This is a genomic window from Bifidobacterium choerinum (genome assembly GCF_002761235.1).
Lineage (GTDB): Bacteria > Actinomycetota > Actinomycetes > Actinomycetales > Bifidobacteriaceae > Bifidobacterium > Bifidobacterium choerinum.
This window is the reverse complement of sequence record NZ_CP018044.1, coordinates 2113017-2125573: the sequence shown is the minus strand read 5'-3', so window position 1 is coordinate 2125573 and position 12557 is coordinate 2113017. Positions and strand designations below refer to the sequence as shown.

The 12557-nt window shown below is 68.1% G+C and carries 11 protein-coding genes; 7 read left to right on the top strand and 4 right to left on the bottom strand.

Annotated elements, in window-relative coordinates; translation table 11 throughout:
* Positions 1–9: 9 nt before the first annotated feature.
* Entirely contained in the window at positions 10–645 is a 636-nt protein-coding gene (locus tag BcFMB_RS08805) for an isochorismatase family protein (RefSeq protein WP_232513801.1), read from the top strand.
* Complete coding sequence (locus BcFMB_RS08800) at positions 635–2710, top strand: GmrSD restriction endonuclease domain-containing protein (RefSeq protein ID WP_099721584.1); 2076 nt, start codon at positions 635–637, stop codon at positions 2708–2710. The genes BcFMB_RS08805 and BcFMB_RS08800 overlap by 11 nt, the downstream gene beginning before the upstream one ends.
* 223 nt (positions 2711–2933) lie before the next feature.
* Here BcFMB_RS08800 and BcFMB_RS08795 read toward each other — a convergent pair whose 3' ends face one another.
* Genes BcFMB_RS08795 through BcFMB_RS08785 form a run of 3 tightly spaced genes read right to left on the bottom strand, consistent with a single transcriptional unit; the run spans position 2934 to position 6576 of the window.
* On the bottom strand, positions 2934–4235 hold the full coding sequence (locus BcFMB_RS08795) for an ABC transporter permease (protein ID WP_232513800.1): 1302 nt from the start codon (positions 4233–4235) through the stop codon (positions 2934–2936).
* Complete coding sequence (locus BcFMB_RS08790) at positions 4222–5511, bottom strand: ABC transporter permease (RefSeq protein ID WP_099721582.1); 1290 nt, start codon at positions 5509–5511, stop codon at positions 4222–4224. The genes BcFMB_RS08795 and BcFMB_RS08790 overlap by 14 nt, the downstream gene beginning before the upstream one ends.
* 39 nt (positions 5512–5550) lie before the next feature.
* Positions 5551–6576 carry an ABC transporter ATP-binding protein gene (locus BcFMB_RS08785; protein WP_099721580.1) on the bottom strand — a complete coding sequence of 342 codons (1026 nt, stop codon included), beginning with the start codon at positions 6574–6576 and terminating at the stop codon, positions 5551–5553.
* 172 nt (positions 6577–6748) lie between these two features.
* Between BcFMB_RS08785 and BcFMB_RS08780 the strand changes: the two genes are divergently transcribed.
* The 4 genes from BcFMB_RS08780 (at position 6749) to BcFMB_RS08765 (ending at position 10169) form a co-directional block, all read left to right on the top strand.
* Positions 6749–7966, top strand: coding sequence for a sensor histidine kinase (locus BcFMB_RS08780; protein ID WP_099721579.1), 1218 nt, complete (start codon positions 6749–6751; stop codon positions 7964–7966).
* A gap of 5 nt (positions 7967–7971) precedes the next feature.
* Positions 7972–8610, top strand: coding sequence for a response regulator transcription factor (locus tag BcFMB_RS08775; protein WP_024540548.1), 639 nt, complete (start codon positions 7972–7974; stop codon positions 8608–8610).
* Between the two features lie 123 nt (positions 8611–8733).
* Complete coding sequence (locus tag BcFMB_RS08770; protein ID WP_198405410.1) at positions 8734–9369, top strand: serine/threonine protein kinase; 636 nt, start codon at positions 8734–8736, stop codon at positions 9367–9369.
* On the top strand, positions 9369–10169 hold the full coding sequence (locus BcFMB_RS08765) for a DUF4037 domain-containing protein (protein ID WP_024540546.1): 801 nt from the start codon (positions 9369–9371) through the stop codon (positions 10167–10169). Before BcFMB_RS08770 ends, BcFMB_RS08765 begins: the two co-directional genes overlap by 1 nt.
* 211 nt (positions 10170–10380) lie before the next feature.
* Here BcFMB_RS08765 and BcFMB_RS08760 read toward each other — a convergent pair whose 3' ends face one another.
* The gene (locus BcFMB_RS08760; RefSeq protein WP_099721578.1) at positions 10381–11406 is read right to left on the bottom strand and encodes an NAD(P)H-dependent amine dehydrogenase family protein; all 1026 of its coding nucleotides are present in this window, start codon (positions 11404–11406) and stop codon (positions 10381–10383) included.
* Positions 11407–11684: 278 nt separating this feature from the next.
* Between BcFMB_RS08760 and BcFMB_RS08755 the strand changes: the two genes are divergently transcribed.
* On the top strand, positions 11685–12518 hold the full coding sequence (locus tag BcFMB_RS08755) for a Bax inhibitor-1/YccA family protein (RefSeq protein WP_024540544.1): 834 nt from the start codon (positions 11685–11687) through the stop codon (positions 12516–12518).
* The last annotated feature ends 39 nt before the right edge of the window (positions 12519–12557 follow it).

Here is a 12557-nt window from a genome sequence, read left to right as displayed (position 1 = left end):
ATGGCGAACGTGTGCACGAAGAGGACAGCATTGATCATCGTCGACGTCCAGCCGACGTTCACCGAGGGCGGCGAGCTCTCCGTCGCGGGCGGCGATGCCGTCGCCCGGGCCATCCACGACTTCGTCGAACGCGAACGGGGCCATTACGCGCTGATCGCGACGACGCAGGACTGGCACGTCGACCCCGGCGACCACTGGTCGGCCGAGCCGGATTACGTGGACACGTGGCCGCGGCACGGCGTCGCCGGATCAGAGAACGCGCGGCTGCATCCGGCGATCGGGTCGCTCGACGTGCCGCACCACATCAGGAAAGGGCAGTACGCGGCCGCCTACTCCGGCTTCGAAGGCGTCGAGGACAACGACGACCATGTCCCGACGCGCGGCGACGTCGACGCGGCGCTCGCAGCGGGACGTACGCTTGACGGGCTGCTGCGCGCGCACGATATCACCCGCGTCGACCTCGTCGGCATCGCGCTGTCGCACTGCGTGCGCGACACGGCGCTCGACGCGGCCGCGCGCGGCTACGAGACGCGCGTCTACGAGGACCTGACTGTGCCGGTGAGCGCCGAACTCGGTGCGCAGGCGGTCGAACGGATGCGCAAGGCCGGCGTCGCGATCATCGAAGGGGAACGATATGTCGATTAGCGCGAGCGAAAAGCCGCTGTCCAAGGTGTTCACATCCGACTACCGCTTCGCGATCCCGGCGTTCCAGCGCGCCTACAGCTGGCATGACGTGCAGATGCGGCAGCTCATCGAGGACGTCGCCGACGCGTGCGCCGTCGACGACGGACCGTATTTCCTCGGCTCGCTGATCCTCGTGCGCGACGAACGCGGCATGCATCAGGTCATCGACGGCCAGCAGCGCCTCGTGTCGCTGTCGATCGTCTTCTCGGTGCTGCTCACGCTCGAGGACGACCCGCAGCTGGCCGCGAGCCTCGCCGGGCTGCTCACCGAGACCGGCGACAAGCTGCGCGGCATCGCCGCCGAGCCGCGGCTGAGCCTGCGCGAACAGGACGAGGGCTTCTTCCGCGAATACGTGCAGCGCGGCGACCTCGAGGCGCTCTTCGACCTGCGCGAGACCGACATCGCGACGCAGGCGCAGCGCAACATCCAGACGAACGCGAAATGCGCGTACGACATGCTCGCGCCGCTCAGGGAGGACGAGCGCCGCCGCTTCGCGTCCTACCTCGTCAACGACGTCATGTTCGTCATCGTGACGACCGACGACATCTCCGGTGCCTACCGCATCTTCGACGTCATGAACATGCGTGGCATGCCGCTGACGCCGTCCGACGTGTTCAAGGCGAAGGTCGTCTCCGGCATCTCGAGCGCCGCGCGCGACGTCTACGCGCGCTACTGGGACGACATCATGGAGCCGATGGGCGACGACAACGCGCGCATCGAACGCTTCTTCGCCGACCTCGACCTGATCTTCACGCGCGCGCCGATGTGCCAGTCGCTGCTCGCCGACTTCGGCGACCATGTGCTCGCGAAGTACATCGGCAAGGGGCAGTGCATCGAGTTCATCGACGACGTGCTGCGTCCGTACGCGATCTGCGACGAGATCGTGCACAGGCCGGGCGAGAGCCTGCTGCCCGCCAAGGTGCGCGACCTGCTCGCCGGCCTCGCCGACTACCCGTACGACGACTGGCAACCGGTGGCGCTGTGGGCGCTCGTGCATTCGCTCAAGCATCTCGACGACCCCGACACCGTCGTCTTCGAACGCTCCGGCAGGGTCGGGCCGCACGTCTCGCTGCACGACGGCGAACGGCTCGTGCAGATTCTCACATTGCTCGACCGCGTCACCGGCATCGACTGCCTCAACGGCAAGTCGGAGCTCGAACGGCGCACGCGTTCGGCGACGATCGTGCGCGACCTGAGAAAAGGCACGCCGCTGCAGCGCGTCGCCGGCTTCCACGTCAGCGGCGACGAGCAGCGGCTCGCGATGCTGCATCTGCGCGGCGAGCTGTCGATCGACGCCGGCATGAAGCGGCTGCTGCTCATCCGCGCGAACGAACAGCTCGCCGGTGCGCGCATCACGCGCCCGCGCAGCCTCAACGCCGTGCCGATCATCCCCGAGCACGTGTCGGCGAGGTCGCCGTTCGCGTCGTGGCCGGCGGGCACCTGCGACTACTGGGCGGAGCGGATCGGCAACTTCGTGCTCACGCAGACGATGCCGCGTTCGCTCGACGACGTCGGCGACTTCGCGACGCGGCGCGCAATCATCCTGCGTTCGCCCAGCTCGCAGCGCTTCCCGCTCACGCGCGCGCTGCTCGACCTCGAGACGCTCACGCCGCAGTTCCTCGAGCTGCGGCAGACGCAGATCATCGACCTCATCGCGCAGGCGTGGCACATCAGCTACGAGGAGATCGTCGTCGCCGAACAGGAGGAGCGGCGCCGCGAGCGCGCCGGCGGCAGCACGCACCGTTCGAAGCGCACATCGAAGCGCGTGACGGTCGCCGAGGTCGTGCGCGCCGGGCTGCTCAGGCCGGGCGACCGCTTCGTGTGGGTGCGTCCGCGCAAGCACGAGACATGGATCATCACCGTCACCGAGGACGGCTTCGCCGGCGAGGACGGCGCCGAATACGCGACGCCGACGGCCGCGGCGCGCGCGGTCGGCGGTGCGAGCGCGAGCCTCAACGTCTGGAAGCGCGAATCGGACGGCCGCGCGCTGAGCGACATCTGGAAGGCGTACCGCGCCGCGATGTGATCGGACGCGGATCGCGCGCGGAACGATCGCGGACGGACGGCGTTGCGAACGGAACGGGTGCGGATCGCGCGCGGGACGATCGCGGGGAGCAGTCGTTGCGAACGGAACGGGTGCGGGATGCGTCTGCGATGGTCGCGAAGAGGCCCCGCGGCGATCGGAAGAGGTGCAGATTGCATCCGTTCCGGTCGCCGCGGGGCCTTCGTATGTCCGGTGGGGCGGGCCGTCAGGCTTCGGCGAGCTGCCTGGCGCCCGGCGCGGACAGGTCGGGGCGGTTGCGGCGCAGCTTCGAGAAGGCGAGGCCGAGGCAGATGAACGCGACGCCGAAGAGCAGCACGAGGCCGTTGCACGACAGCCATGCGCCGGCGTCGACGCGGCCGTCGACGCCGTTGACCGCGTCGACCGACTGGCAGAACCACCAGCCCGGCAGCAGCTTGCCGATCGCGATCATCACCTTCGGCATCATGTCGACCGGGAAGGCCATGCCCGACGTGAACATGATGAGCAGGCCGAACACGTTCGCGATCGCGTTGACGGCGACGGCGTTGGCCGACAGCATGCTGATCATGAAGCCGGCGGCCACGGCGATGAGCGCGTAGCTGACGAGCGAGGCGCCGGAGTACAGGATGGTCGGCAGCGGGACGCCGTCGATCGGCAGGCCGGCGAGCGCCGGCAATGCGAGCGATGCGGCCCAATACAGCAGGCTGACGACGACGCCGAAGAGCGCGCATCCGGCGAACTCCTGGATGACCATCGCGCCGGTGCGCTGCGGTGATGCGTACAGGCGGCGGCGCACGTTCGACTCGGCGAAGGAGATCATCGTCAGCGCCGTGCACACGAGCATCGCGGCGAGCAGCGGGTAGACGCCCATCTTGACGGTCGTCACATAGGCGACGTGCGCGGACTCCTGCCGGTCGCTCGCGGCCTTGGGGTCGTCGGCGACGTGGATCGCCGGGTAGGCGTCGGCGTCGTCGGCGAGCGTGGCGACGACCTGCGTCGCGGCGTCGCCGAGCGTCGCCGGCGTCGTCGCCGCGCCGGTCGCGCTCTGACGGGCGAGCGCCTCGAGACGTGTCAGGCGCAGGAAGTCGTCCACCTGCAGCCTGGCGAGCGAGCCGTAGGCGCCGGTGAAGCTGACGACGACGTCGAGCTGCGGCTCCTCGCCGCCGTCGGCGAGCGCGTCGGCGAGCCGCTGCGTGTAGCCGTCGGGGACGATGACGATCAGGTCGGCGTAGTTGGACGCGGCGGCCGTCTGCAGCTCCTCGCTCGTCGTGCCGACGTCGACGAGGTCGCAGTCCTTGCCCAGGAAGCCGCGCAGCGCGTCGCCGAACGCCTCGCCGTGCACGTCACGGCTGACGACGGCGACCTCGGGGCGCGCCGAGTCGAAGGTGGTCGAATTGTCCGACTTCGCGAGGCCGGCGATGATCGACCAGCTCAGGCCGAACATCATCAGGCACAGCCATACGACGTAGATGAGGATCATCAGACGCTGCGCGAGCAGGATCTTCAACGTGGTTTTAAAGGTGTGCATAGCGCTGCCTCCTGAGGAACACGGTCGCGAGGGCCAGGGCGAGGACCGACATCGTCAGCAGGATGCCGACGGTGCGGAAGAACGGGGTGTAGGAGTCGTAGTAGAGGATGTCGTAGAACAGGTTCGTCACCTGCTGCGTGGGGTTGATCGTCGCGACGACCGGCGCATGGCGCTGGATCCAGTCGCTCAGCGCCATCGCGCCCGAGCCGTACAGGCCACTGAGCAGCGACAGTGCGCAGGAGGACGCCGTCGTCAGGCCGATCTTCGTGCCGGCACTCAGCTTCGGCAGCGAGCCGAGCAATGTGCCGAGCGCGTTCGCCGTGAACGAGGCGACGACGATCGCGAGCAGCGTGGCCGCCCACCGTCCGCCGAAGGAGATGCGGCACACGAAGTGGATGTAGAGCAGCGCGACGACGAGCGAGCAGAACGTGCACAGCCAGCTGGCGAGGAAGCCGCCCATCAGCTGACGGAACCGCGTCAGCGGCGCGAGCGAGCGGCGCATGCCGAGCGCGGACAGGTTCGCCTGCGTCGAGCACACCGTCGTCACGGCGAAGGTCATCGCCATCAGCGCCGTCATCGCGAGCAGCGCGTAGTAGTAGCGGGCGCCTTCGTCGGGCTTGAAGTTCGTCAGGCGCACCTGGCGCGTGAACTCGGGCGTCCGTCCGGCGGCCTCCTGGAATCCGGCATCGGCGAGCGCGGCCGGGTCGGTGCGCATGATCTGTTCGACGGTCAGCGTCTGGCGGTTGAACATGCCGAAGGCGCCGTTGAGGATGCTCAGCGACACCGGCAGTCCGGGCGAGCCCATCGCGTCGTTCGCGTTCGAGACGGTCGCATGGCTGATCGTCATATGCGGCAGGCCTTCGTCGTCGACGCTGACGAAGCCGCGCACGTCGTCGTCGGCGTTGATCAGGTCGCGCGCCGCGTCCGCGTCGTCGACGGCCGTCAGCTCGAGCAGGTCGCGCAGGTCGACGCCGCCGGTGTCGACGTCGTCGACGTCTGCTCCGGCCGCCGGCGCGTTCCCGTCGGCCGTGCAGGCCGCCGGCTCGACCGGCTCGCGCTGCATCGCGTCGAGCAGCTTCCGCGCGCCGGCCGCGTTGCAGTAGGCGTCGTCGGCCACGACGGCGAAGCGCATCGTCGTGATCTCGTAGGTGGCCTCCAGATTGCCGAACATGCCGAGGAACATCGTCGACAGCAGGATCGGGAAGCAGAACAGCCAGAACAATGAGGACTTCTCGCGCAGGTTGATGCGCAGCGTCGTCAGGAACGTGGCTCCCATCGTCGCTCTCCTTTCGTTGGTGCGGTCGTCCCGGTCGTCTCAGTCGCGCAGGTCGGTGCCGGTGAGCGCGAGGAACACGTCGTTGAGCGTCGGCGTGCGCGAGCTGACATGGCCGGCCGGCACGTCGAGGCGGCGCAGCTCCTGCAGTACGTCGATCAGGTTGTGCGCGCCCTGCACGCACGAGACGGTGAGCACGTCGTCCTCGTAGGCCGCGTCGTGCACGGCGTCGAGCGCGCGCAGCGCCGCGAGCGTGCGTTCGCGCATCGCCTCGTCGGCGGCGAGCGACGGCGCCTCGATGCTGATGCGCTCGCCGACGTCGATCATGCGCTTGAGCTCGTCGGCGGTGCCGAGCGCGATCTGGCGGCCGTGGTCGATGATCTGGATGCGGTCGCAGATCTGCTCGACCTCCTCCATGTAGTGGCTCGTATACACGATCGTCGACCCCTCGGCGTTGAGCTTCTCGATGCCCTCGAGGATCGAGTTGCGGCTCTGCGGGTCGACGGCGACGGTCGGCTCGTCGAAGAAGATCAGCTCGGGCTTGTGCACGACGCCGCACGCGATGTTCAGCCGCCGCAGCAGGCCGCCCGACAGCTTGCGCGGACGGAAGCGGCGGTAGTCGTCGAGGCCGACGAACGCGATCGCCTCGTCGACGAGGCTTTTGCGGCGCGCGCGGTCGGCGACGTACAGCGAGCAGAAATAGGAGACGTTCTCCTCGACCGTCAGCTCGTTGAACACGGCGATGTCCTGCGGGACGACGCCGATGCGGCGCTTAAGGTCGTAGCTCGTCGGCCCCATCGGCTCGCCGAAGATGCGGATCTCGCCCGAATCGTAGGTGAGCAGCCCGAGGATGCAGTTGATCGCCGTCGTCTTGCCGGAGCCGTTCGGTCCGAGCAGGCCGTAGATCTCGCCGCGGCGCACCTCCATGTTGAGGTAGTCGAGGGCGAGCTTGTCGCCGTAGTGCTTGACGAGCTCGTCGACGGCGATGGCGGGGGAGGGGTGCGCGACGCGCTGCGCGGGTCGTGGTGCCGTGCGCGTCCTGGAATCGGCATGGGTCGTATCGTTCATGGACACCATGATGCGCGCGCAGGCGGCGGCGACACGGTGCCGCGAATACCGGATTTCGTGAACGGATGGTGACTTTTGTCACGACGCGCGTGACGCGGGCCATGCTGTACTCGATAATGGAAGCCGCACATCAGCGGCGCCGGCGGACGGCGGCGGAGGAAAGGAGACACGGATGGCGGACACGGTCGTGCATGCGCTCATCGTCGCCGTCTGCGTGCTGCTCGCCGTCGCCCAGCACGGCGACGTCACCTCCGCCCTCATCGTCGGCGTCCTCGTCGTCGTCTCGCTGTCCGCGCTCGGCGTCCTCGTCGGCCGGCGCCGATGGCTCGCGATGGCCGTCCTGTGCTGCGCCGCCGCGCTCGCGCTGCCCGGATGGTCGGCGCTGCTGCCGGTCCTCGGCGCCGACGTCGCCCAACGGATCGTGCAGGGACGATGGCCGCGCGCGCGCCGCGCGCGCATCGCGCTCGCGGTCGTGCCGTGCGCCGCGTCGGCCGTGGCCGCCATGTCCGCGCTCGCGCACGCCACGGCCGTATGGCCGCCGACGACGGCGACGCTCGTCGCGCTGCTGCTCGTGCCATTGACGGCGGCGACGAGCATCGCCGGATGGATGCGCGCCGCAGGACGCGACGCGCAGCGGCGCTACCGCGCGCTCGCCGATCTCAGGCGTGAACGGCTGCGGCTGACGCACGCGCGCATCAACGACGTCGAGGCGTCGCGCGCCTCCGACCTGCGCCGTGCACGGCTCAGCGAACGCATAAGGATCGCGCGCGAGATCCACGACAACGTCGGCCATACGCTCACGCGCGCGATCATGATGACGCAGGCCGACCAGGTCGTCGCGACGACGCTCGGCGACGACATGCACGCCGCGCAGTTCGCGCAGATCGGCGCGACGCTCGACGAGGCGATGACGATGATCCGCCGTTCGGTGCACGACCTCAAGGACGAAGGCACCGACTTCCAGGGGATGATGGAGGACGCGGCCGCCGTGCCCGAAGGCGCGGCGCTGCAGGTGCGGCTCGACGACGGCATCCGGCAGGCGCCGTCGGCGCTCGCTCACTGCTTCGCCGCCGTCATCCGCGAGGCGCTGACGAACACGGTGCGCCACGGCACGGCGCGCGAGGCGACGGTGCGGCTCATCGACCTGCCGGGACTGTGGCAGCTCGTCGTGCAGGACGACGGCGGCAAGCCGGAGCGCACGGCGCCGCGGGGCGGCATCGGGCTCGCCGACATCGAGGAGCGTGCACGCGCGCTCGGCGGCACCGCCACATGCGGGCCGTACGCGCAGGGCTGGCGCGTCTTCGTCTCGGTGCCGAAGACGACGGCCGGCGACGCGCGGGAGACGGCGGCGTCCGCGCCGGCGTACGCGACGGAAAGGACGGAGGAATGACGACGATCTCGGTGGCCATTGTGGACGACGACCCGATCGTATGCTCGTCGATCGGCACGATTCTGACGGCGACCGGCACCACGACGGTGCTGTGGACGGCGCACGACGGCGCCGCTGCGGTGCGCGAATACGCGGCGCATACGCCGGACGTGCTGCTCATCGACGTGCAGATGCCGGGCATGGACGGCCTCGACGCGGCCGAACGGATCCTGGACGGGCATCCGGACGCGCGGATCCTGATACTGACGACCTTCGCCGACCCCGACTACATCCGACGCGCCGTGCAGCTGCACACGAAGGGCTATCTGATCAAGCAGGACGTCGCGTCGGTCATCCCGGCCGTGCAGGCCGTCATGGCCGGGCAGGTCGTGCTCGGCGCCGAGGTGCTCGGGCAGATCGCGGCCGACGGCGGACACGACGGGGGGCGGGACATGCAGGTCGTCGAGGACGAACGCTTCTCGCGGCTGACCGAGCGCGAGCGCGACGTCGTCGCGCTCGTCGCCGAAGGCTGCGACAACCGTCAGATCGCCGCCGAGCTCCATCTGAGCGAGGGCACGGTGCGCAACCGCATCAGCGACATCCTCGCGAAGACGAACATCGCGAACCGCACGAAGCTCGCCGTCGAATGGCTCAGCTGCCACTGAGCGGCGGCGTCCGCCGTCGTCCGTCATCGTTGTCCGCCGTCGTTGTTGCAAATGTTGTCATGCTGCTACGCAATATGAGTAGACGGATTTTGTTTTCAAATCTGCATAGGTTATCATCGTGCTATGGAGACGACGGAGATGAAGACGGCGGCGGACGCCGGAACGACGATGGACGTCAACGGCAGGCCCTATGAGGTCGTGCGGCTGCTCGGCAAGGGCAAGGGCGGCTACTCGTATCTCGTGCGGGACGTGGACGGCGTGCTGCGCGTGCTCAAGCAGATCCACCACGAACCCTGCGCCTACTACCAGTTCGGGGACAAGCTCGCCTCGGAGCTCAGCGACTACCGCACGCTCACGTCGATCAGCGTCGCCATGCCGAGGATGATCGACGTGGACGAGGCCGCCGAACGCATCCTCAAGGAATACGTCGACGGACCCACCGTCTATGAGCTCGTCCTCGCGGGCGACGTGCGTCCCGCCCACATCGAGCGGATGCGCGCGATATGCCGCAGGCTGTACGCGGCGAACACGAACATCGACTACTTCCCGACGAACTTCGTCGTGCAGGGCGACGGGCTGGTCTACGTCGACTACGAATGCAACGCCTACATGGAGGAGTGGGACTTCGAGCACTGGGGGATCCGCTACTGGAGCCGCACGCCGGAGCTGCTCGCCTACGCCGCCGAGCACGGCGACGAGGTGCATGGGGAGGACACCGGGAGCGCCGGCGACGGGCCGGCCGCGGACAAGGAGGAATGATGACACCGTTCGAATCACTGTGGCGCGCCTTCGCGCAGCTGCCCGAGGTGACGGCGATCGCATTGGGCGGATCGCGAGCCGGCGGCGCGGCCGACGCGACGAGCGACTACGACCTGTACATCTACTGCGACGCGCTGCCCGGCGAGGACGAGCGCCGCGCGATCATCGCCGAACATTGCGGCTACGCCGAGATCGGCAACACGTTCTGGGAGCTCGAGGACGACTGCACGCTCAACGACGGCGTCGACATCGACATCCTCTACCGCAGCCTCAACGACTTCGCGCGCTCGATCTCGGCGGTCGTCGACGAGGGTCGGGCCTCCACCGGATACACGACGTGCATGTGGCACAACCTGTTGCGCAGCCGCATCCTGTTCGACCGCGACGGACGCCTCGAGGCGCTGCGCCGGCACTATACGGTCGACTATCCGGACGAGCTGCGCGCGAACATCATCGGCAAGAACATGCGTCTGCTCGCCGCGAACCTGCCGTCCTACGACCATCAGATCGCGAAGGCCGAGGCGCGCGGCGACCTCGTCAGCGTCAACCACCGCACGGCCGCGTATCTGGAATCGTATTTCGACGTGCTGTTCGCGCTCAACCGGCTCACGCATCCGGGCGAGAAGCGCATGGCGAGCTACGCGCGCGAGCATGCGGGGCTGCTGCCCGCGCATTTCGACGAGGACCTCGATACGCTGTTCTCGTCGATGTTCACCGACGCCGCCGCGACGTCGCGCACGCTCGCGCGGATGACCGGCGAGCTGGGCGACCTCGTCGGCGCGGACGCCCGCGCCGAATGAGCGGCGACGGACGACAGACGCAATGGACGCGAGGGGCGTGCGGTCCCAACGATGGGACCGCACGCCCCTCGCGTCCATTCGGATTCCGCGGTCATGCGACGCGCACGACGAAGGAGGGGCGCAGTCCGGGTCCAATGTGCACCGAACTGCGCCCCTCCGTCATTCCTCCGTCCTCATCGGTCCGCGGCGGCCGCCCACCGCGGCATGCGGCTCACGCGACGTACAGCGCGGCCGGGTAGGCGAGGTAGCGAATCTCGTCGAGCTGGTCGACGGTGACGTAGCCTGCCGGCGCGTTGAGCACGTCGGGGATGCGGTTGACGACCGTCGCGCAGGTGTGCGCGACGGTGGCCGGCTTGACGACGTGGAACTCGGTGTCGGGCTCGCCCTCGATCCTCCAGTCGCACATGTCGCCGTCGTCCGGTCCGTAGACCTTGCCGATGCAGGCGGTCTCGAGCACCGGTTCCTGCATCGTCTCCGTCGTGACGACCGCCGACATGCCGACGCACTTGCCGGCCGGGATCGTCTCGCCCATCGTCTGCGAGTACACGTCGACGTCGTTGAAGTACGGCACCGACTTCTGCGTCTGCGACCTGATCGTCAGGCCGAGTTTCTGCGCGAGCGCCTCGTTCGAGTTCCACACGTACGACGGCACGATCTCCTGCGGGTGCGCGAGCTGCGCCTTGAACTCGTCGGCTGTCAGGCCCACGCCGTGCGCCTTCGCGAGCGCCAGGCCGTAGTCCTCGACGTTGTAGCTGACGGCGCCGGTGATCTTGTCAACGCGGTCGCATCCGCCTGCGACCTGCGCGACCATGTTGATCCAGAAGATGTCCTGCATGCCGGTGCCGACGATCGTCGCGCCGTGCTCCTTGGCGATGCGGTCGAGGCGGTTCGTGACGGCCGGGTCCGTCGTCCACGGGTAGATCGCCTCCTCGCAGGTCGTGACGACGCTGACGCCGTGCTCGAGGCACAGCTCGCACATCGGCGCGATGTCGTCCATGAAGCTGAACAGCGTGACGACGGCGATGTCGGCGTCGCACGAGTCGAGCACGGCCTCAGCGTCGTCGCTCACCTTGACGTTGAGCGGGCCGATGCCGGCGAACTCGCCGATGTCCATGCCGACGACGTCCGGGTTGACGTCGATCGCGCCGACGATCTGGATGCCCTTCTCGTGCATGTAGCGCACCGTATACTTCGCCATCTTGCCGCAGCCGTACTGAATCGCTCGTATTGGTTCCATCGTCGCTCCTTTGGTCAAATGGATGGGTGCCGGTCGATCCGGGCCGTCGTCGTCGGCGTCCCGGGCCGTGCCCTCCACTATAGACCGCCATGCAAGCTGCGACGCACCCGCAATCGCCGTCCGAAGGCCGTCGAAGCCGGGAATACCGCCGCTTGGGCGGCTGTTGTGAAGATACTGCGAACTTTTGCGGGCTCGCATGGTTTTCCCAGCCGCCTTTCAGCCGGCGGCCACGGACGGCCGGTAGAATGGGGCCCGAACAAGCAAACCAAGGAGCAACAATGACTTACGGTCAGCAGCCGGGCGCGCGGCGCCCCGACGACCGCCAGCCGTACGGCGCGGCGCCGCAGTACGGCATATATGGCAATCCGAACCAGGGCGCCGGAACGATGCGCCAGGGCGTCGACGGCATCTACACGATCCAGCCCACGGCCGTCACCGAACGCGCCGAACATGTCTCGATGACGCGCGCCTACGGCGAGATGACGATCGCGCTCGTGCTCACGGGCCTCGTCGCGATCGTCACGAACATGACGGGCCTGTATGAGAGCTTCTTCAAAGCGGCTGGGGTCATCGGCGTGTGGCTGCCGATGATCGTCGAGGTCGGCATCGCCATCTACCTGGGCATGCGCGTCATGAACATGAAGGCATCGACGGCACGCGTGTGGTTCTACGTCTACGCGGCGTTGATGGGCTTCTCGCTGAGCGTCATCTTCAGCGCCTACAGCATCGCGACGATCGGCTACGCGTTCCTGATCAGCGCCGTCTTCTACTTCGCGCTGACGATGTTCGGCCTGACGACGAAGGCGAACATGCTCAAGGCGGGGCCGGTGCTCGTCATCGGCCTCATCGTGCTCATCGTCACGCAGGTCGTGCTGATGTTCGTCGCGCCGACGAACACGACGCTCAAGGTCGTCGCCGCGATCGGCATCGTGCTGTTCGCCGCGATGACGATCTACGACGCGCAGTTCACGAAGCGCGTCTTCGCGCAGTACGCGTCGCAGGGCCCGGAGATGATCAAGCGCGTCTCGATCCTGTGCGCGCTCAACCTCTACCTCGACTTCGTCAACATGTTCCTTTACGTGCTGCAGCTGCTGGGGCTGAGCAGGGACTGATGTAGACGGCACGCCGCCGATGATATGGGCGGCTATATG

Coding starts and splice junctions, on each gene's coding strand:
- BcFMB_RS08800 (WP_099721584.1), top strand. CDS start 635: ATGTCGATTAGCGCGAGCGAAAAGCCGCTGTCCAAGGTGTTCACATCC.
- BcFMB_RS08795 (WP_232513800.1), bottom strand. CDS start 4,235: ATGCACACCTTTAAAACCACGTTGAAGATCCTGCTCGCGCAGCGTCTG.
- BcFMB_RS08790 (WP_099721582.1), bottom strand. CDS start 5,511: ATGGGAGCCACGTTCCTGACGACGCTGCGCATCAACCTGCGCGAGAAG.
- BcFMB_RS08785 (WP_099721580.1), bottom strand. CDS start 6,576: ATGAACGATACGACCCATGCCGATTCCAGGACGCGCACGGCACCACGA.
- BcFMB_RS08780 (WP_099721579.1), top strand. CDS start 6,749: ATGGCGGACACGGTCGTGCATGCGCTCATCGTCGCCGTCTGCGTGCTG.
- BcFMB_RS08770 (WP_198405410.1), top strand. CDS start 8,734: ATGGAGACGACGGAGATGAAGACGGCGGCGGACGCCGGAACGACGATG.
- BcFMB_RS08765 (WP_024540546.1), top strand. CDS start 9,369: ATGACACCGTTCGAATCACTGTGGCGCGCCTTCGCGCAGCTGCCCGAG.
- BcFMB_RS08760 (WP_099721578.1), bottom strand. CDS start 11,406: ATGGAACCAATACGAGCGATTCAGTACGGCTGCGGCAAGATGGCGAAG.
- BcFMB_RS08755 (WP_024540544.1), top strand. CDS start 11,685: ATGACTTACGGTCAGCAGCCGGGCGCGCGGCGCCCCGACGACCGCCAG.